The organism is Diaphorobacter sp. B2A2W2 (assembly GCF_056730635.1).
The window spans coordinates 270,352-289,757 of record NZ_JBWZOR010000001.1 but is presented as its reverse complement, the minus strand read 5'-3'; the positions used below and the strand labels follow the sequence as shown (position 1 = coordinate 289,757).

Below are 19,406 nucleotides of genomic sequence, written 5' to 3'. Positions count from 1 at the left end.
TTTTCTGCTTCCCCGAACCATGTCACAGACTCCCACCATCACCGAGATCGAAGTCATCCCCGTCGCCGGGCGCGACGGCATGTTGATGAACCTCAGCGGCGCGCACGCGCCCTTCTTCACACGCAACGTGGTGCTGATTCATGACAGCGCGGGTCGCACCGGCGTGGGGGAAGTCCCCGGTGGCGAAGGCATCCGCCGGGCGCTGGAGGACAGTCGCGGCGTGCTCATCGGCCGCCCCATCGGTGAGCGCCTGCAGTTGCTGCAGCAGGTGCAAAAGACCCTGGAAGGGCGTGACCCTGGTGGGCGCGGCCTGCAAACCTTCGACCTGCGCGTTGGTGTGCACGCCGTGACGGCCATCGAATCCGCACTGCTGGACCTGCAGGGCCAGTACCTGGGCGTGCCCGTGGCGGCGCTCCTGGGCGAAGGCCAGCAGCGCGAGCGCGTGGAGATGCTGGGCTATCTGTTCTTCGTGGGCCCGTCGCACAAGACCGGTAAACCCTACGTGCAGGCGGGAGAGGACCGTTCAGGCACCGACGACTGGCATCAGGTACGCCACATGGAGGCCATGACGCCGGACGCCATCGTGCGCCAGGCCGAAGCCGCGCACGCGCGCTACGGCTTCAACGACTTCAAGCTCAAGGGCGGCGTGCTGGCCGGCGAGCAGGAGGTCGAGGCCGTCACCGCCCTGGCCAAGCGCTTCCCGCAAGCCCGCGTCACCCTGGACCCCAACGGCGGCTGGCTGCTCAAGGACGCGATCCGCCTGATGCGCGACATGCGTGGCGTGCTGGCCTATGCCGAAGACCCTTGCGGCGCCGAAGGGGGTTTCTCGGGCCGCGAGGTCATGGCCGAATTCCGCCGCGCCACGGGCTTGCCTACGGCCACCAACATGGTCGCCACCGACTGGCGCCAGATGGTGCACGCCCTGTCGCTGCAGTCCGTGGACATCCCGCTGGCCGACCCGCACTTCTGGACCATGGCCGGCTCCGTGCGCGTGGGCCAGACCTGCCGCGACTGGGGCCTGACCTGGGGGTCGCACTCCAACAACCACTTCGACATCTCGCTGGCCATGTTCACCCACGTGGCGGCCGCCGTCCCGGGCAAGGTCACCGCCATCGACACGCACTGGATCTGGCAGGACGGGCAGTTCCTCACCCAGAACCCACTGCAGATCCGCGGCGGCTTCGTCGACGTGCCCGAGACCCCGGGCCTGGGCGTGACGGTGGACCGCGCCGCACTGCAGCGCGCGCATGCGCTGTACCAGGAGCATGGCCTGGGCGCGCGCGACGACGCCATCGGCATGCAAAGCCTGATTCCGGGCTGGCAGTTCGACCCCAAGCGGCCCTGCATGGTGCGCTGAGAGGCCGGCACGCGCCCCTGCCTAGAATGGCCGGACGCACCGCGCGCTGGGTCGCGCGGTATTCCGCCACAACAGGAAAGGAGCGCCATGATGGACGCACAGCAACTGCACCGTGGCCGCCTCATCGACCATATCCAGCTGGTGGTGCGCGACCTGCCCGCCAGCCTGCGGTTCTATGAGGCGGTGCTGGGCGCGCTGCAAATCCCCCTGGGGGGCCAGGCCGACAGCTACTTCTGGGCCGACGAGCTGTTCGTCTCCACGGCCAGCAGCCCCGCCGCTAATGGCCACCTCACGGGGCGGCACCACCTCGCCTTCCAGGCGAAAGACCGCGAGATGGTGGATGCCTTCCACCGCGCGGCGCTGGCGCATGGCGGGCGCGACAACGGCGCCCCGGGCGAGCGGTCCTACCACCCGGGCTACTACGCCGCCTTTGCGCTGGACCCGGACGGCAACAACATCGAGGCGGTATTCCATGGCGCACACCAGCGCAGCGCGTCCTCCGTCCTGATCACGTTCTGAGCACGCGGGCGGGCGACAATCGCGCTCTACGCGCGCCCTTGATTGCCTGCATGACCACATCGCTTCCCTGGCTGGAACCCGACGATCCTTTTCCACCCACCGACGGTGCCTGGGGCGCGGACTCTCCCGCGCCCGGCCTGCTGGCCGCGGGCGGCACGCTGGGGGTGCCCCGCCTGGTGCAGGCCTATGCCCAGGGTGTCTTTCCGTGGTTCAGCACCGGCCAGCCCATACTGTGGTGGAGCCCGGACCCGCGCATGGTGCTGCATGTGCAGGAATTCCGTCTGCACCGCTCGCTGCGCCGCGTGCTGCAGCGCTTTCGCGCCACGCCCGGTCGCGAGGTGCGCATCGACAGCGACTTTTCCGCCGTGATCCACGCCTGCGCCAACAAGCCGCGGGCCGGGCAGTCCGGCACCTGGATCGTGCCCTCCATGGTTGCCGCGTATGAGGCGCTGCATGCTGCTGGCCTTGCCCATAGCGTGGAAACCTGGGTGAACGGGCAACTGGTGGGGGGGCTTTATTGCGTGGCGCTAGGACGGGCCGTGTTTGGCGAATCGATGTTCGCGCACGCGACCGATGCTTCCAAGATCGCCCTGGCGGCGCTGGTATGCCTGTGCCGGCGCGAGGGGGTCCCGTTGATCGACTGCCAACAGAACACGGGTCATCTGGCCTCGCTGGGCGCCCGGGAGATGGAACGTTCGCAGTTCCTGAATCACGTGGCGCGAGCGCGGCAAGACCCTGCCTGCACCTGGAAATTCGAGCCCGTATACTGGACCGAGCTTTTGCCCAACCCCTCAGCGGCGTGACCCAACTCAACGATCTTCCGCTGCAAAGCCTGCAGTTCTACGCCACGGCACCCTACCCGTGCAGCTACCTGCCCGAGCGGCAGGCGCGCTCGCAGGTGGCGACGCCCAGTCACCTGATTCAGAACGATGTGTATTCGGGCCTCGTGGCGCGGGGCTTTCGGCGCAGCGGCATGTTCACCTACCGCCCCTACTGCGACGGCTGCCAGGCCTGCACCCCGCTGCGCGTGGTGGTTGATCCATTCAAGCCCGACCGCAGCCAGCGCCGTGCCTGGAAGCGCCACGCCGGCCTGCAGGCGCGGGTACTGCGCCTGTGCTACCTGCCCGAGCATTACCAGCTATACCTGCGCTACCAGAACGCACGCCACGCCGGGGGCGGCATGGACCAGGACAGCATCGACCAGTACACGCAGTTCCTGCTGCAAAGCCGGGTCAATTCGCGGCTGGTGGAGTTCCGTGAGACCGGGGCCGACGGCCAGCCGGGGACACTGAAGATGGTGTCCATCCTGGACGTGCTGGAGGACGGCCTCTCCGCCGTCTACACCTTTTACGAGCCCGAGCCGGGCGCAAGCTACGGCACCTACAACGTGCTGTGGCAGGTGCAGCAGGCGCGCACGCTGGGCCTGCCGTATGTCTACCTGGGTTACTGGATCGAGCAGAGCCCGAAGATGAACTACAAGGCGCGCTTCATGCCGCATGAGCTGCGCATCGACGGCCGTTGGCAGCGTTCCAAAAGTTGATGGGCCTTGCAGGTCATATCGACCTCCAAGGCCCATCCATCAAGCGCAAGCAGCTTCTTTTTTAATAGCGATCAGCGCCCGGACCGTGCACCGTCCACGCTCCATGCCCCGGCGCCGAAGGCGGCGAATGCCAGCAGGCCGCCCGTCACGGCAACGTTCTTGAAGAACAACAGCTGCTGCATCATCTGCTGGTCCGCCGGCAGAGCCCAGTAGGCGTGGAAGAAGAAACTGGCCGCCAGCGTGAACACGGCCAGCGCCAGCGCAGCGATGCGTGTTCCGAATCCGAAGAGCAGTGCCAGGCCGCCCAGTAGTTCAATCAACAGACCGACGGCAACGGCCACGGTGGGCATGGGCATGCCCACGGACGTGGCGTAGCCCACGGTGCCGGCAAAGCCGCTGATCTTGCCGAACCCCGCAGGGATGAACAACAGGGCGATGAGGATGCGGCCCACCAGGGCCAGAGGGTTTTGCAGGGTAGCAAACATGGCGGAACTCCTAAGATTGAAGTGGATGGGCAGACTTCACGCGGCGAGATCAAAAACCAGAACTTCGGCATCGCTTCCCCCAGACAGGGTTACGCTGCTTTCGTTATCCAGCAGGGCCGCGTCGCCCCCGCTCAGATGCTGTCCGTTGACCTGCAGCGTACCGCGGATCAGGTGAACGTAGGCTTTGCGCCCTGCGGCAATGGGCAGTTGCGCCGCCTCAGCACCGTCGAACAGGCCCGCGTACAGCGTGGCGTCGGCATGGATCGTGACCGAGCCTTGCGCGCCGTCGGGCGAGGCCACGCGACGCAACTGGCCGCGCTTGTCGGCATCGGGAAAGCGCTTTTGCTCATAGCTCGGCGCGATGCCGCGCACATTGGGCTCAATCCAGATCTGCAGAAAGTGCGTCTGCTGGCCCTCGGCGTGGTTGAACTCGCTGTGCATCACGCCCGTGCCGGCACTCATGCGCTGCACGTCGCCGGGCGGAATGCCTTTGACGTTGCCCATGCTGTCCTGGTGCGCCAGTTCGCCAGACAGCACGTAGCTGATGATCTCCATGTCGCGGTGGCCATGGGTGCCGAACCCCGTGCCCGGCGCGATGCGGTCCTCGTTGATGACGCGCAGGTTGCCCCAGCCCATGTGGCGCGGGTCGTAGTAGCCCGCGAACGAGAAGCTGTGGTACGAATGGAGCCAGCCGTGGTCTGCGTGGCCGCGATCTTGGGATTTGCGAAGGGTCAGCATGGGGTCGCTCCTGGAAATGCGTTGCGTTGGAGAGAACTGTAGGTCGCGCAGCGCCCTTGCAGGGACAGCGGGCTTGAAGGCATCATTCAAACTCATTGAACGAATAGGCCGTCGATCATGCAAAACACCCGCGATGCCCTGACCCCTGAAAACTTGGCCATGCTGCAGAGCATTGCGGAGACGGGCAGCTTTGCCGCGGCGGCACGCCAGCTCGGCGTGGTGCCCAGCGCACTGACCTACCGTGTGCGCCAGATCGAGGATGCGCTGGACGTGCTGCTTTTCGACCGCAGCGCCCGCCACGCACGGCCCACCGATGCCGGCATGGAGCTGCTGCGCGAAGGCAAGCGCTTGCTGGAGGACGTGGACGCCATCGCCAACCGCGTGCGCCGCGTGGCCACGGGCTGGGAGCCGCAGCTCACGCTGTCGGTGGACGGCGTCATCTCGCCCACCACCATGCTGGAGCTGGTGGAGGCGTTCTACGCCCTCGGTCCACCCACGCGCGTGAAGTGGCGCGACGGCATCCTCGGCGGCACGGCCGAAGCGCTGACGTCGGGCCAAGCAGACCTGGCCATCGGCGTGGCCGTGGGCGCCTCCAACGTCGCCGGGCTGCAATCCGCCCCGCTGGGCGAGGTGCGTTTCATCTTCGTCGTGGCGCCCCACCACCCACTGGCCAAGGTGCCCGAGCCCATCAGCGACACCACGCTGCGCGAACACCGCGCGATCGCCGTGGCCGACTCGGCACGGCGCAGCAACGTGACCATGGGCATCCTCGCGGGGCAGGATGTCCTCACCGTGGACAACATGCGCGCCAAGATCCATGCACAGTTGCGCGGCCTGGGCGGGGGCTTTCTGCCCGAGCCCATGGTGCGTCCGTACCTCGAAGCCGGCCATCTGGTCGAGCGGCAGGTGGCGCGCCCCGCGCGCAACGTGCGCCTGAGCTACCAATGGGGTGGCCCCGGGCACGCTGCGCCGGGCCGCGCGCTGCAGTGGTGGCTGTCGCAACTGCAAAGTGACGCCACACGCCGTGCGCTGCTGGAAAACCACCACCAGTTCTGAATGCGTGGGCCGCGCGGCGCGTGTAGAGTCAACACTAGCGCTGCGCTAATTACCAGCACTGCACCAGCCCATTTCCGACGTCATCGAAGGCCTGCCATGACCCGCTTTTCCTCCCGCTCCAGCGATCGACTGAAACAAGGCCAGCAGGTCGCGCCCCTGGGCGCCGCGCGGCGCTTTGCCGTGGTGGGTGCCGGCATGGCCGGCGTGGCCTGCGCCCGCACACTGGCCCAGGCGGGCCACATGGTCACCGTCTTCGAGAAGGCGCCGCAGCCCGGCGGGCGCACGGCGGCGCTGGCGTCGCCGTTTGGCAGTTTTGATTCGGGCGCGCAGTACTTCACGGTACGCGACGCACGCTTTCAGCGGGCGCTGGACACCGTTTCCGGCCTGTGCCGCGCCTGGAGCGCCACCACCATCCGCGTGCTGGACGCCGCCGGGCGCGTCGCCACCGCCGCGCCACCGCCCGGTGAAGCGCACTGGGTGGCGGCCCCCGCAATGGATGCGCTGGTCCAGGCCTGGGCCGCACCGCTGGCGCGCGAAGGCCACCTGCACACGCGCACGGCCGTCACGCGCATCGAGCGCGACGCCATGCGGCCCACGGCCTGGCAGCTGCGCACCGAGACGCTGGATGGGGGATCGCAGGTGTATGCGGGTTTCGATGGCGTGGTACTGGCCCAGCCCGCGCCGCTGTCGCGGGCGCTGCTGCAGCAGTCCGGCGTTTCCACGCCGTGGAACGATGCCCTGGCCGGCGTGGACATCGCGCCCTGCTGGACCTTGATGCTGGCCTTTGCGCAGGCCGTGCGCCCCGGGCTGACCACGCTCGGCCCGCAGTGGAACGCCGCACGCAGTACGCACCACCGCATTGCCTGGCTGGCCCGTGAGTCCAGCAAGCCCGGCCGGACACAGATCGAGCGCTGGACGGTGCAGGCCAGTCCCGCCTGGTCGCTGGAGCACCTGAACGACGAGGCCCCCCGCGTGCAGGCCAAGCTCATCAAGGCGTTTGCCGAAGTCACCGGCATACGCGCCACGCCCACGCATGCCGAGATGCGGCGCTGGCGCCACGCGCAGACGCAAAAGCCCTTGGGCCAGAGCTTTCTGTGGGACGCCTCCCTGGGCCTGGGCGTTTGCGGGGATTGGTGCCTGGGGCACCGGCTGGAAGACGCTTTCGTCTCGGGCCTGGAGCTCGCGCTCACCGCTGCATGACGGCGGCCGCGGGCTACGTCGGCCGCTTTGCCCCCTCCCCGACCGGCCCGCTGCACGCGGGCTCGCTCGTCGCCGCCCTGGCCAGCTGGCTGGACGCGCGCGCGGCCCTGGGAGGACGCGGCGGGCGCTGGCTGGTGCGCATCGAAGACGTGGACCCGCCGCGCTGCGTGCCCGGCGCCGACGAGCGCATTCTGGCGCAGCTGGCCCGCTGCGGCCTGCTGCCCGACGAGCAGCCGCTGTACCAATCCACCCGCGGCCCCCGCTACCAGCAGGCGCTGGATGGGCTGCTCCACGCCCGCCTGGCCTACCCATGCGCATGCACGCGCCGCGACATCGAAGCCGCCTTGCAGGCGCAGGGCCTGGTGCATGAACGCCATGTGGAACGCCCCTACCCTGGCACCTGCCGCCACGGCCTGGGTGGACGCACGCCGCGCGCCTGGCGCTTCCATACCCAGAGGTATCAATCAAAAATGCCTCCAGCGCCCATCCAGCAAGCGCAACCAGCTATTTATTCAATAGCAATTTCCGGGGTCTCCTGGACCGATCGGCGCCTGGGCCCGCAGTTTCAGGATGTGGCGCGGCAGGTGGGCGACTTCGTGCTGCGGCGTGCAGATGGCCTGTGGGCCTACCAGCTTGCGGTAGTGGTCGACGACGCCGACCAGGGCGTCACCCATGTGGTACGCGGCGAAGACCTGGCCGACAACACGCCGCGCCAGATCCTGCTGCAGTCCGCATTGGGCGTGCCCACGCCGCAGTACCTGCATACGCCCCTGGTACGTGCGGCGGATGGCGAGAAGCTCTCCAAACAACATGGCGCCCCCCCCATCGACGACAGCCAGCCGCTGCAGGCTTTGACAAATGCAGCCCAGGTACTGGGATTGCCGTCACCTACAGGCATAGCAGGCATCGCCGATGCGCTCGCATTCTGGGTCAAGGCATGGCCTGGAACCTACAATTCGCCGCTGTGACTCAAACGCTTTCTTCGCAAGACCCGCAGGCCCCCGCGGCCCCCCCCATGCCCGGTGCCGCAGGCAGCGCCCCGGCAGACGTCGCCCATCCCAAGGGCATCAAAAGCTATGTGCGCCGCGCCGGCCGCACCACCACCGGCCAGGCCAAGGCGCTGGAAGAGCTGGGCCCGCACTACGTGCTGGACTATGCGCCCGCCCTGCTGGACGCCACTGCGGCCTTCGGCCGCAGCGCGCCGCTGGTGCTGGAGATCGGCTTCGGGATGGGCGAGGCCACGGCACACATCGCGCGCGTGCGCCCGCAAGACAACTTTCTGTGCTGCGAGGTGCATGAACCCGGTGTGGGCGCGCTGCTCAAGCGCATCGGCGAGCAGGACATCCACAACATCCGCATCCTGCAGCACGACGCCGTCGAGGTGCTGGAGCACATGCTGGCGCCCGGATCGCTCGACGGCGTGCATATCTTCTTTCCCGACCCCTGGCACAAGAAGCGCCACAACAAGCGCCGCCTGATCCAGCCGCCGCTGGTGGCGCAGCTGGCGGCACGCCTGAAGCCGGGGGGCTACATCCACTGTGCGACCGACTGGCAACCGTATGCGGAGCAGATGCTGGAGGTGTTGTCGGCCGAACCCTTGCTGTCCAACACCGCCGAGGGCTATGCTCCGCAGCCGGACTACCGCCCCCTGACCAAGTTCGAGAACCGCGGCATGCGGCTCGGCCATGGCGTGTGGGACCTGGTGTTCACGCGCCGCTGAGCGTCTATTCCCGTTTCCCGATGAAGCCCATCCTCCAGAACCTGGCCGAAATGACCGCCCACCGGGACCACCTGCGCCTGGAGGTCTCGGTGCTGTCCACGCTGCTCAAGCTGGGCCATATCGTGCAGGTGCGGGCGCTGGAGCTGTTCACGCAGGACGAAGTCCTGATGCTGCGCCCGCGCAGCTGGAGCCGCGAAGGGCAGTTAGTCTCCAGTGAGTACGACGCTGCTTCGGATCCCCAGCGCATTCCGCTGGCGCAAGAGCCTGAACTGGCCCACTGCATCGCCACCCAGGGCGAGAGCGCCGCGCGTGCCTCCGAGCAGCGCCACACGCTCTGGCTGCCCATGTGGCTGGGCGGGCGCCCCACGGCGTGCCTGGAAATCACCCAGTCCCGCCGCTTCACGCGTCACCAGCGCGACGTGATCATGGGCGTGTTCCTGGTCTACCAAAACTACCAGAGCCTGCTGGATTACAGCGAGCGGGACGCGCTCACCGGGCTGCTGAACCGCAAGACCTTCGAGGAGCAGTTCTCACGACAGACCGGCGCACCCGCCAGCCCAGGTGAGGGCGAAGACACCGTGCGCCAATGGCTGGCGGTGATCGACATCGACCATTTCAAGTCGGTCAATGACCGCTTTGGACACCTCTATGGCGATGAGGTGCTGATCCTGGTGGCCAACCGCCTGCGCACGCAGTTCCAGAGCCAGGACAGCATCTTCCGCTTCGGCGGAGAGGAGTTCGTGGTGCTGCTGCGTTCCCTCACGTTGGCGCAGGCGCGCCAGGCGCTGGAGCGGTTGCGCGCGGCCGTGCAGACGCATGTGTTCCCGCAGATCGGCCACATCACCGTGAGCATCGGCTTCGCGGCCACGCAACAGGGCTCGCCGGTGGAGATCCTGGGGCGCGCGGACCAGGCGCTCTACTATGCCAAGGAACATGGACGCAACCAGGTCTGCTTCTATGAAGATCTGGTCAACAGTGGCGCCTTGCAGATCAAGGTGGCGCACGACGAAGTGGAGCTGTTCTAGCCCATTTGCCGGCAGACGGCGCTGTGCCTGCCGTCTTTTGCCTAGCCCCGTGGGTCCGGTGTAACCGCGGCGCAGGCCGCCGCCGCCCGCGCGGGTACAACCATGTCCGCACGTGCACCGGGCCCCCGTCTGGGGGGCCCAGGCCGTCGTCAGATGCGCTCGCCCACCCAGCCCTGCACGGCTGCCAGCGCCTGCGGCAGCGCCGCCGCGTTGGTGCCGCCGGCCATAGCCATGTCGGGTTTTCCGCCCCCTTTGCCACCCACCTGGGCCGCCACGAAGTTCACCAGATCCCCGGCCTTGACACGGCCGATGCTGTCGGCGGTCACACCGGCCGCCAGCTGCACCTTGTCGCCATCGACGGCCGCCAGCACGATGGCCGCCGTCTTGAGCTTGTCCTTGAGCTTGTCCATGGTCTCGCGCAGGGTCTTGGCGTCCGCGCCTTCCAGCCGGGCCGCCAACACCTTGATGCCCTTGACGTCCACGGCCTGGCCGGCCAGCTCGTCGCCCTGGCTGGAAGCCAGCTTGCCCTTGAGTGCAGCCAGTTCCTTCTCGAGCGTCTTGATCTGATCGAGCGCACCGCCAATGCGGGCGGTCAGCTCCGCAGGGGGCGCCTTCAGGGCGGCTGCAGCCTGGTCCACCGTGGACTCCAGCGACTGCAAGTAGGCCAGCGCGTTCTCGCCGGTCACCGCCTCGATGCGGCGCACGCCGGCGGCCACGCCGCCCTCAGCCACCACCTTGAACAGGCCGATGTCGCCCGTGCGGCGCACGTGCGTGCCGCCGCACAGCTCGCGGCTGGTGCCGATGTCCAGCACACGCACGGTCTCGCCGTACTTCTCGCCGAACAACATCATGGCGCCCGTTTTCTGCGCGCTTTCGATGTCCATCAGGCGCGCGTTGGTGTCGGTATTGGCCAGCACTTCGGCATTCACCAGGCGTTCGATCTCGCGAATCTGCGCGGCCGTCAGCGGCGCGTTGTGCGCGAAGTCAAAGCGCGTGCGCTCGGCGTTCACAAGGCTGCCCTTTTGCTGCACATGGTCGCCCAGCACCTCGCGCAGCGCCTTGTGCATGAGGTGGGTGACCGAGTGGTTGCGCATGGTGGCCGCGCGCAGTTGCAGGTCCACTTGCGCCTGCACCGTGTCGCCCACATTCAGCGTGCCGGCTTCCAGGGTGCCGTGGTGGCCGTAGACGTCGGCCTTGATTTTCTGCGTGTCGGCCACGCTGAAGCACGCCGAGCCAGCGCCGATGGTGCCTTGGTCGCCCACCTGGCCGCCGCTTTCGGCATAAAACGGCGTGCGGTCCAGCACCACCACGCCGCTCTGACCCGCGTGCAGGGCCGCGGTGCTGGTGCCGTCCACGTACAGCGCGACGATCTTGGCACTTTCGGCCAGTTGCTCGTAACCCGTGAACTGGTTGGCCGCGCCGGTGTATTCCAGCGCGCGGTCCATCTTGAACTTGCCTGCGGCGCGGGCAGTGCTCTTCTGGTGTTCCATGGCGGTGGCAAAGCCCGCTTCGTCCACGTTGACGCCCCGTTCGCGGCACACGTCGTTCGTCAGGTCCAGCGGGAAGCCATAGGTGTCGTGCAGCTTGAACGCCACGTCGCCCGGCAGCGTCTTGGCGCCGCCAGCCAAAGCGCTGTCCAGAATCTCCATGCCGTGCGCCAGGGTCTCGAAGAAGCGTTCCTCTTCCACCCGCAGCACATCCGTGATGCGCGCCTGTTGCTCGCGGATCTTGGGGTAGGCATCGCCCATCTGCTGCACCAGGTCTTGCACCAGCTTGTGGAAGAACGGCGTCTTACGACCCAGCTTGTAGCCGTGGCGAATGGCGCGGCGCACGATGCGGCGCTGCACGTAGCCGCGGCCCTCGTTGCTGGGGATGACACCGTCGGCGACCAGGAAGGCGGTGGCGCGGATGTGGTCGGCGATGACCTTGAGCGACGGGTTGGTCAGGTCGCTTGTGCCTGTTTCGCGCGCCGCGGCCTTGATCAGCGCGTCGAACAGGTCGATCTCGTAGTTGCTGTGCACGTGCTGCAGGATGGCGGCCAGGCGCTCCAGGCCCATGCCGGTGTCCACGCAGGGTGCGGGCAGCGGCTTGACGTTGCCTTGCTCGTCCATGTCGAACTGCATGAACACGTTGTTCCAGATTTCGATGAAGCGGTCGCCGTCCTCATCCGGGCTGCCGGGGGGGCCGCCGGCAATGTGCTCGCCGTGGTCGTAGAAGATCTCCGAGCACGGGCCGCAGGGGCCGGTGTCGGCCATCATCCAGAAGTTGTCGCTCTTGTAGCGGCCGCCCTTGTTGTCGCCGATGCGGATCACACGCTCGGGCGGCAGGCCGATTTCTTTGGTCCAGATGTCGTAGGCCTCGTCGTCCTCGGCGTAGACCGTGGCCAGCAAGCGCTCGGGAGGCAGCTTGTAGACCTCGGTCAGCAGCTCCCAGGCCCACTTGAGCGACTCGCGCTTGAAGTAGTCGCCAAAGCTCCAGTTACCCAGCATCTCGAAGAACGTGTGGTGGCGCGCGGTGTAGCCCACGTTCTCCAGGTCGTTGTGCTTGCCGCCGGCGCGCAGGCAGGTTTGCACCGATGTGGCGCGCACATAGGGGCGCTTGTCCGTACCCAGGAACACATCCTTGAACTGCACCATGCCCGAGTTGGTGAACATCAGCGTGGGGTCGTTGCCCGGCACCAGCGGACTGGACGCCACCACGGTATGCCCCTTGGCGGCGAAGAAGTCCAGGAAGGTCTTGCGAATGTCTGCAACGGAGAAAGTGGGTGTGCTCATGGTGTGTATGGGGTTCGTGGCGGGTATGGCAGCGCAAGGCATCCCGTCGTGACCAACCTGTCATTATAGATTTCACCCTTGCGCACACACGGCGCTATCCTGCCCCTTTGCCCTGCCCGCCGCGGCCTTCCAGGAGCCAACCCATGGACATGAAGACATCACCCCTTTCCCTGCTCAAGGATCCGAGCCTGCTCAAGACCGACGCCCTGCTGGGAGGCCAGTGGTTCGCAGGCGGCGCACGCTTTGCCGTGCACGACCCGGCCACCGGCCTGAAGTTGGCCGATGTGGCCAACCTGGGGGCCAAGGAAGCCGAGCTGGCTATCGCCGCCGCCAACGAAGCATGGCCCGCATGGAAGGCCAAGACGGCCAAGGAGCGCAGCACCATCCTGCGCCAGTGGTTTGACCTGCTCATGCAGCACCAGGACGACCTGGGCCGGCTCATGACGGCGGAACAAGGCAAGCCCTTGCCCGAGGCCAAGGGCGAGGTGGCCTATGGCGCCAGCTTCGTCGAGTGGTTTGCCGAGGAGGCCAAGCGCGTGAACGGCGAAACCCTGCCGCAGTTCGACAACAACCGCCGCCTGTTGGTGCTCAAGCAGCCCATCGGCGTGTGCGCGGCCATCACGCCGTGGAACTTCCCCTTGGCGATGATCACGCGCAAGGTGGCGCCGGCGCTCGCGGCGGGCTGTCCGGTGGTGATTAAGCCGGCCGAGCTCACGCCCCTCACCGCCCTTGCCGCGGCCGAGCTGGCGTTGCGCGCGGGCATTCCCCCCGGCGTGCTGAGCGTGCTGACGGCCGATGCGGAGAACTCCATCGCCATCGGCAAGGTGCTGTGCGCAAGCGACGTCGTGCGCCACCTGTCGTTCACCGGCTCGACGGAGGTCGGGCGCATCCTCATGGCCCAGTGCGCGCCCACGGTGAAGAAGCTGAGCCTGGAGCTGGGCGGCAATGCGCCGTTCATCGTGTTCGACGATGCCGACCTCGATTCCGCCGTGGAAGGCGCCTTTGCCAGCAAATACCGCAATGCCGGGCAGACCTGCGTGTGCACCAACCGCTTCTATGTGCAGGCGGGGGTGTACGACGCCTTCGTCGCCAAGTTTGCCGCCCGCGTAAAAACCGCAAAGGTCGGCAATGGCTTCGAGGACGGCGTGAACCAGGGCCCGTTGATCGAACCCGCGGCGGTGGACAAGGTACAGCGCCACCTGAACGACGCCATCGCCAAGGGCGCCAGCGTCGTAACGGGCGGAAAGCACCTGGCGGAACTGGGCGCGGGCCAGTTCTTTGAGCCCACGGTGCTCGCCAACGCCACCGCTGGAATGCTGTGCGCGCGCGAGGAAACCTTCGGCCCGCTGGCGCCGGTCTTCAGGTTCGAGACCGAGCAGGAAGCCATCGCTGCCGCCAACGCCACCGAGTTTGGCTTGGCCAGCTACTTCTACAGCCGCGACGTGGGCCGCATCTTCCGAGTGGGCGAGGCGCTGGAATATGGCATGGTGGGTGTGAACGTCGGCATTCTGGCGACTGAGCATGTGCCCTTCGGTGGCGTCAAGCAGTCGGGCCTGGGGCGCGAGGGCTCCCACTACGGCATGGACGACTATGTGGAGATCAAATACCTCTGCGTGGGCGATATCCAGAAGTAGAGAGCACTTTACTTCTTTTTTTATAGCTGCCAGCGCTTGCTCCTATTGCCCGATGGCCAGAAATCCCAACGAACCATGTGCTGGCAGGACAGGCTGGTCGTCGGCCGGCGCAGAATGCACGGTTGCCCGGAAAGCACGCGGCAGTGCGCTAGAATCCACCGACTTTGCGGGCGTCGTTCAATGGTAGGACCTGAGCTTCCCAAGCTCAAGACGTGGGTTCGATTCCCATCGCCCGCTCCACCGCATCATTCTGCGGACTTCCGCAGAAGTCCAAGAGAGTCTGCAAGTCGTTGCCACACAAGGACTTTTCCTCTCTTTGACGTTCTGCCGTGGTCCACTGCGATCCATCTACAGCCGGGACTTTTAAGTCCACAAACAAGTCCATTTTTGCGGGCGCGGCTGATTCCGGATTGTTGATGGAGGGGCGAGGTCGACGTGACCAGCATCTGGTTCCTGACTCATGTTCAGGAGCAAGAGCATGGCACTCTCAGACCTGGCCGTTCGGCAGGCCAAGGCAACTGGCAAGGCATACACCCTCCCTGACTTGGATGGCCTCTCCCTGGCCGTCACGGCTGCAGGGGGCCGGGCTTGGCACTTCCGCTACTACTGGGCGGGCAAGCAGAAGCGGATGTCGCTCGGCACCTACCCAGAGGTGACGCTTCGCGAGGCCCGCAGCCTGCGCGACGAAGCGCGCGCCCTGCTGGCCAAAGGCACCAATCCTCGCGTTCACCGCAAGCAGAAGCGCACCGCTGTCCGGCTCGCCGACGAAAACACCTTCGAGGCGGTGTATCGCAAGTGGCTCAAGCATCGCGGGCTCAGCCTCAAGGAAGGCCGGCAGACGACCCTCTCGATACTTCCGCGCATCTTCGACAAGGATGTGCTACCCGCCTTGGGCAAGCGGTCGATCTATGAGATCAAGCGTCCCGACCTCTTGGAGGTGATCGCCAAGATCGAGAAGCGCAGGGCGCTCTCCGTCGCCGAGAAAGTCAGGACGTGGTTCAACCAACTGTTCCGCTACGCGCTGGTGATCGTGCCGGGCCTGGAGCAGAACCCTGCCTCCGATCTCGATGTGGTGGCGCTGCCGCTGCCGCCCGTCAACCACAACCCGTTCCTGCGCATGGCCGAGCTGCCGAAGCTGTTGCAGCGGCTGCGCAGCTATCGCGGCAGGCGGCAGACCCAGCTCGGGCTGCGGCTATTGGTGCTGACCGGCGTGCGAACCGGCGAGCTGCGACAGGCGATGCCGGATCAATTCGATCTGGACCGTGGGCTGTGGATCATCCCGCCCGACGTCGTGAAGCAACTCCAGTTGGATATGCGCAAGAAGCGGCAGCAGGCGAAGGACATCCCGCCCTACATCGTGCCGCTGTCGATTCAGGCCATGGAGATCGTCCGGCACCTGCTCGATGAGTTCAAGCCGGCCCAGCGCTACCTGTTCCGGCACGACAGCGACTTGAAGAAGCGCATCAGCGAGAACACGCTCAATGGTGCCCTCAAGCGCATGGGCTATCAGGAACGCCTGACGGGGCACGGCATCCGCGGCACGATGTCCACTGCGCTCAACGAGATCGGCTACCCGAAGGTCTGGGTGGATGCACAGCTCTCGCATGTCGATCCCAACAAGGTCAGCGCGACCTACAACCATGCCGAGTACGTGGAGCAGCGTCGCCGCATGATGCAGGACTGGGCCGATCGGCTCGACCTCTTCGAGCAGAACCAGGTCGAGGCGGCCAGCATGCCGCTCACCGTGCATCTGGAAGGCGTGCCCGCATTCCCGAGTGAGCAAACCGCAAGCGCACCCTCCACGCCGGTTGCCGCTTCGCCAATCCTGCTGGTGACGAAGCCGGGTGACGCCATGCCGTTGGTTTCTGCCGCCGCACATCGGCTGCCGGCGGTTCCGCCCCCTCGATCGGCCGCGCCGCTGGTGCCTTCGGACATTCAGCGCGAGAGGATGGAGCTGTTCGATGTCTTCGAAGCGCCGCACAACCTTCCCGTCGCGGCGTTTGCCAAGATGGCGGGCAAGTCCCGCAGGTGGATCAGCTACGAGATCAAGGCGGGCAACTTGCTGGCGTTGAACGTAGGCAACCGCGGCCAGCGCGTGCCGGACTGGCACCTCGACCCACTCAAGCACGAGCTGATCCAGTCCGTCCTGAAGCTGACCAGGGGTGCGGACCCTTGGCAGATCTACCATGCACTACTGCAACCGCGCTCGATGCTGCGGGGGTGTTCGGCACTGGAGGGCGTGACGGCCGGCAATCTCGACAAGCTCGTCATGGCAGTGAGCACAGCCGTGAAGGAAAGCGAATGGACCCCGCTGCGAGTCGGAGTCGCCTAGCAGCAGGAATGCGGGATCGTGGCGAAACCGCGATCCCCGCGCGTCTGTCAGGACACCAAGCGCGCGCGGCGGGCGAATCTTGCCTGGGTGTCCGACAAGGAAGCATCGCGGCGGAGCAGGTAAGCCATCACGATCGTTGGTGCGCCGGCCAGCGGCCGCACGGCGATGCCTCGGCGTAGGTAGCTCGCCAGTCTCGCGGCAGGCGCAATGGCGATCCCGTACCCGGCGGCAACCAGCGTCATCGCCACATCGAATGTCTCCACCGTTTGCTCTCGCTCTTGCAGCGCGTTCTCGAACACACGCTGCACGGTCATGCGCCATGGTTCATCGGCCGTGGACTGCGAGCAGATCAAGGGCTGCTTGAGCACTTCCCCGCACGGCACTTCACGGTGGGCCAGCAGGTGGGAGCGCTTGGCCACGGCGACCGCCAGCGTGTCATGCCACAGCGGTTCGCATACCCAGCCAGGCCACTGCCGGGCAACCGCAGACAAGGCGAAGTCGAAGCCGTCGTCCGGCAGCTCCGAGCCTCGACCGGGATCTGTCCAGCCGGCCAGGACGGCATGGGTCTCCGGCTCTTCGGCACGCTGCAGGGCGAGCACGTCGGCGAGCTGGGGAGGCACCCATTCGCCGAGGACGGCCATGCGAATTTCGGCGGTGATGTCACTCGATTCCACGTCCAGCTCCCCCAGGCGGTGAACTCGTGGCAACTGATCTCGAAGCCGTTAGATGAGTTAAGTTTAACGTGGTTTAAATCGTGACCGTGTTCGACGCTCTTGGCAATGCCAAAGCGTTCGATCCAAAGGGGCCGCCCCACCGGCACCACTACCTACGAAGCGGAACCAGCCATCGCGTTTGGGGCTGCCGTGCGGGAAGAAAGAACCAACCAGGGCATCGCTCAGGAAACGCTGGCCCACATGGCCGGCATCGAACGGTCGCACATGGGCAAGATCGAGCGCGGCGAGCATGTCCCCACGCTCCCTCTCATCCTCAAGATTGCCCGTGCGCTGAAATGCAGTTCCGCCCACTTGATGACTCTGACCGAAGCCAAGCTGGCAGAGTCGGCCCCATCCGCAGATTGAAGCCGGCCCGCACAGCGGTCGCATGACTACGCCTGATCGTCGTCCTTGCCCCCAAGGGCTGAATCTTCGCGCTTTGCGGCCTCGTTGACGAGCCGCAGGTATGGGTTGTCTGGCGGCGTCTCCTGGAACAGCGCATCCGGGCTGGCGAGCAGGTAGCCGTGCAGCCGGCGCGACTTGCGCGGCCCCGTGACTTCGCAGGTCCAGATGTTCAGCCCGCTCGGCTGCTTGCGGTGCTGTCCCAGCTTCTCGAAGCGCTTCTGTACCCACTGCCACCCCTCCAGCTTCTCCTGCTTGGCCAGCGCGGCGACTTGAAGGTACTCCTGCGCGTAGCGCTGGAACACGCCGGGGCTGACGAGGTAGGTCGTACCGACGACGGTATGCACCAGGGCCTTGGCGTCGTTGATGATGAGCTTGCGCGTCTGGATGCTCTGACGCAGCCAGGCCATGAAGTGCGCCCCGGAGGGCTCCGCGCGATCCTGGGAAGGCGCGAGGCTCATCTGCGGCGGGGGCACGGTCGAAGGGGTCGGCTCGGCCTCGGCGATCTCCGGCGCTGTGGGTAGAGCGGTGTCGCCCAGCAGGTCGAGCAGCGCGGCCACGCCGGTGTCCATGGCTGCGGATGCGATCGGCGCCGTGCTCGCGGATGCAGCTTCGATGCCTTCGGCGCGCGGCCCATCGGCCACCGTTGTCGCCTGCGGCGTCGGCTCCGCCTGTTCCTCTTCGACCTGCACACGGCCTGCGAACGGCGCCGGCCGGTCGGCGGCATCCCAGATCATCGCCGGCGAGAGTTTCAGGAAGGTGAAGGCGTGCGACCAGCCGGCGTCGCTGGTGACAGTAGCCTTCCAGATCGCCTTGCCATCCGGCGTTGGCTGCACGATGCCGTGATCCTGCAGCACGTTGAACACCGCCGTATTGCTCGCCGGAATGCCGTCGATGCCTTGCGATAGCAGATGTGCGCGCAGCTTGTCGGAGACGGTCTTGCTCACCAGCCACAAGGCGTCCTGGGTCAGCCAACCGTCCGCCGGGCCGGCCTGGTTCAGCTTGAACGCTTCCTTGAGCAGGTAGCGCAAGCCGTCGAGCAATTTGCGTTGCAGAGCATGCTTGGGCGCCACCAGCGCCTTGCTGGGATCGCCGCCGAGTTCCTGGGCGACCGATGCCTGGTCGGCCTGCACGACCAGCTCGCCGAGCGTGCCGGCGTGCTCGTACTGGCCGGCCAGCACGTACAGCAGCGCGGCCCAGAGGTCGGGATAGCCGCTGAGCCAGTCGAAGATGTCCCGATCGAGAAGGCGCGCGTAGAGCAGCCCGGTGGCGGCGCTGTGCAGGCGGTACTCGCGCTCCTTTCGGTAACGGAAGCGGTAGGGCTTTCGCAGCGGGCCGTGCCAGGGATGCCAGACGCTGCCGTCGGCATGCTCGACGTGCAGATCGACCGCAATCTTGCCGATGTCGTGCAGCAGGGCCGCGTAGGCCGTGCCTGCAGTCCAGGCTTCGGCCTGGGCCGCCTGTGCCTCCGGCGTGACGCCCGCAGGCAGCAGGTATGACTGCCGCAGTTTCAGCGCATAGGCGACGATCTCCAGGCCGTGGTCCAGCATGCCGCCCGGATAGGCGTGGTGGTGGTTCTCGGAGGCCGGGAACTGCTGGACCAATTCGGCGTAGCGCTCCAGTGGGGCGAGGTAGAGCGTGGCGAACTGCCGGCGCGAGAGCGATGTGCGCTGCCAGATGTGTTCCAGCAGTTTCTGCCGACGCGGCGTGGTCAGCAGCGATGCGGCCGACTCCGGCCGCATCGCCCCTTTCGGAGTTTCGATGGCGGATGTGGGCGGTGTGCCGGCGGCGGGTGGCACCCTTTTGCGCTGGAACAGCGAGAGCATGGCGAACCCCGGATGACGGGCTGCTCGGGGCGCCTTTTGGCCTTTTCAGGATAGGGCCTTTCCCCTTGGCGCCCTTCCTTTGCCC

At 66.6% G+C, this 19,406-nt stretch carries 17 protein-coding genes and 1 tRNA gene; 13 read left to right on the top strand and 5 right to left on the bottom strand.

Annotated elements, in window-relative coordinates; genetic code table 11:
- The first annotated feature begins 19 nt into the window (after positions 1–19).
- From AC1PPL_RS01335 to AC1PPL_RS01320, 4 genes are all read left to right on the top strand, one after another.
- Positions 20–1,357 carry an enolase C-terminal domain-like protein gene (locus tag AC1PPL_RS01335; RefSeq protein ID WP_424296903.1) on the top strand — a complete coding sequence of 446 codons (1,338 nt, stop codon included), beginning with the start codon at positions 20–22 and terminating at the stop codon, positions 1,355–1,357.
- A 90-nt stretch (positions 1,358–1,447) separates the two neighbouring features.
- Complete coding sequence (locus AC1PPL_RS01330; RefSeq protein WP_287985741.1) at positions 1,448–1,876, top strand: VOC family protein; 429 nt, start codon at positions 1,448–1,450, stop codon at positions 1,874–1,876.
- 50 nt (positions 1,877–1,926) lie between these two features.
- Entirely contained in the window at positions 1,927–2,679 is a 753-nt protein-coding gene (gene aat / locus AC1PPL_RS01325) for a leucyl/phenylalanyl-tRNA--protein transferase (RefSeq protein ID WP_424296905.1), read from the top strand.
- Positions 2,676–3,416 (top strand): arginyltransferase, encoded by a 741-nt coding sequence (locus AC1PPL_RS01320; RefSeq protein WP_011805231.1) that lies wholly within the window; start codon positions 2,676–2,678, stop codon positions 3,414–3,416. The genes aat and AC1PPL_RS01320 overlap by 4 nt, the downstream gene beginning before the upstream one ends.
- A 71-nt stretch (positions 3,417–3,487) precedes the next feature.
- On the opposite strand, the gene AC1PPL_RS01315 is transcribed toward AC1PPL_RS01320, so the two are convergent.
- Positions 3,488–3,901: a DoxX family protein gene (locus AC1PPL_RS01315; RefSeq protein WP_088886790.1), complete on the bottom strand. Its 414-nt coding sequence runs from the start codon at positions 3,899–3,901 to the stop codon at positions 3,488–3,490.
- Between the two features lie 36 nt (positions 3,902–3,937).
- Positions 3,938–4,639 (bottom strand): pirin family protein, encoded by a 702-nt coding sequence (locus AC1PPL_RS01310; protein ID WP_011805229.1) that lies wholly within the window; start codon positions 4,637–4,639, stop codon positions 3,938–3,940.
- A gap of 117 nt (positions 4,640–4,756) precedes the next feature.
- Here AC1PPL_RS01310 and AC1PPL_RS01305 point away from each other — a divergent pair, with 117 nt between their 5' ends.
- The 5 genes from AC1PPL_RS01305 to AC1PPL_RS01285 all read left to right on the top strand — a co-directional run bounded on the left by AC1PPL_RS01305 (position 4,757) and on the right by AC1PPL_RS01285 (position 9,640).
- Positions 4,757–5,695 carry a LysR family transcriptional regulator gene (locus AC1PPL_RS01305; protein ID WP_015913314.1) on the top strand — a complete coding sequence of 313 codons (939 nt, stop codon included), beginning with the start codon at positions 4,757–4,759 and terminating at the stop codon, positions 5,693–5,695.
- A gap of 96 nt (positions 5,696–5,791) precedes the next feature.
- Complete coding sequence (locus AC1PPL_RS01300) at positions 5,792–6,895, top strand: NAD(P)/FAD-dependent oxidoreductase (protein WP_424296908.1); 1,104 nt, start codon at positions 5,792–5,794, stop codon at positions 6,893–6,895.
- Positions 6,892–7,863 carry a tRNA glutamyl-Q(34) synthetase GluQRS gene (gene gluQRS, locus AC1PPL_RS01295; RefSeq protein ID WP_424296909.1) on the top strand — a complete coding sequence of 324 codons (972 nt, stop codon included), beginning with the start codon at positions 6,892–6,894 and terminating at the stop codon, positions 7,861–7,863. Before AC1PPL_RS01300 ends, gluQRS begins: the two co-directional genes overlap by 4 nt.
- Positions 7,833–8,615: a tRNA (guanosine(46)-N7)-methyltransferase TrmB gene (gene trmB, locus AC1PPL_RS01290; RefSeq protein ID WP_479972431.1), complete on the top strand. Its 783-nt coding sequence runs from the start codon at positions 7,833–7,835 to the stop codon at positions 8,613–8,615. Before gluQRS ends, trmB begins: the two co-directional genes overlap by 31 nt.
- Positions 8,616–8,635: 20 nt before the next feature.
- Entirely contained in the window at positions 8,636–9,640 is a 1,005-nt protein-coding gene (locus tag AC1PPL_RS01285; RefSeq protein ID WP_424296911.1) for a GGDEF domain-containing protein, read from the top strand.
- Between the two features lie 149 nt (positions 9,641–9,789).
- Here AC1PPL_RS01285 and alaS read toward each other — a convergent pair whose 3' ends face one another.
- Positions 9,790–12,414 (bottom strand): alanine--tRNA ligase, encoded by a 2,625-nt coding sequence (alaS, locus tag AC1PPL_RS01280; RefSeq protein WP_015913309.1) that lies wholly within the window; start codon positions 12,412–12,414, stop codon positions 9,790–9,792.
- A gap of 143 nt (positions 12,415–12,557) precedes the next feature.
- On the opposite strand from alaS, the gene AC1PPL_RS01275 reads away from it, so the two are divergent.
- The 3 genes from AC1PPL_RS01275 (at position 12,558) to AC1PPL_RS01265 (ending at position 16,380) form a co-directional block, all read left to right on the top strand.
- On the top strand, positions 12,558–14,048 hold the full coding sequence (locus AC1PPL_RS01275) for an NAD-dependent succinate-semialdehyde dehydrogenase (protein ID WP_103738225.1): 1,491 nt from the start codon (positions 12,558–12,560) through the stop codon (positions 14,046–14,048).
- A 166-nt stretch (positions 14,049–14,214) separates the two neighbouring features.
- A tRNA-Gly gene (locus AC1PPL_RS01270) sits at positions 14,215–14,288 on the top strand.
- Between the two features lie 238 nt (positions 14,289–14,526).
- Positions 14,527–16,380 (top strand): tyrosine-type recombinase/integrase, encoded by a 1,854-nt coding sequence (locus AC1PPL_RS01265; protein ID WP_077575498.1) that lies wholly within the window; start codon positions 14,527–14,529, stop codon positions 16,378–16,380.
- 47 nt (positions 16,381–16,427) lie between these two features.
- Here the strand turns inward: AC1PPL_RS01265 and AC1PPL_RS01260 are convergent, their stop codons facing one another.
- Positions 16,428–17,054, bottom strand: a complete 627-nt coding sequence (locus tag AC1PPL_RS01260; RefSeq protein ID WP_065085017.1) for a LysR substrate-binding domain-containing protein — start codon at positions 17,052–17,054, stop codon at positions 16,428–16,430.
- A gap of 105 nt (positions 17,055–17,159) precedes the next feature.
- On the opposite strand from AC1PPL_RS01260, the gene AC1PPL_RS01255 reads away from it, so the two are divergent.
- Positions 17,160–17,459, top strand: a complete 300-nt coding sequence (locus AC1PPL_RS01255; protein WP_003282197.1) for a helix-turn-helix domain-containing protein — start codon at positions 17,160–17,162, stop codon at positions 17,457–17,459.
- 26 nt (positions 17,460–17,485) lie between these two features.
- Here AC1PPL_RS01255 and mobH read toward each other — a convergent pair whose 3' ends face one another.
- Positions 17,486–19,321, bottom strand: coding sequence for a MobH family relaxase (gene mobH, locus AC1PPL_RS01250; protein WP_023083157.1), 1,836 nt, complete (start codon positions 19,319–19,321; stop codon positions 17,486–17,488).
- Positions 19,322–19,406: the final 85 nt, after the last annotated feature.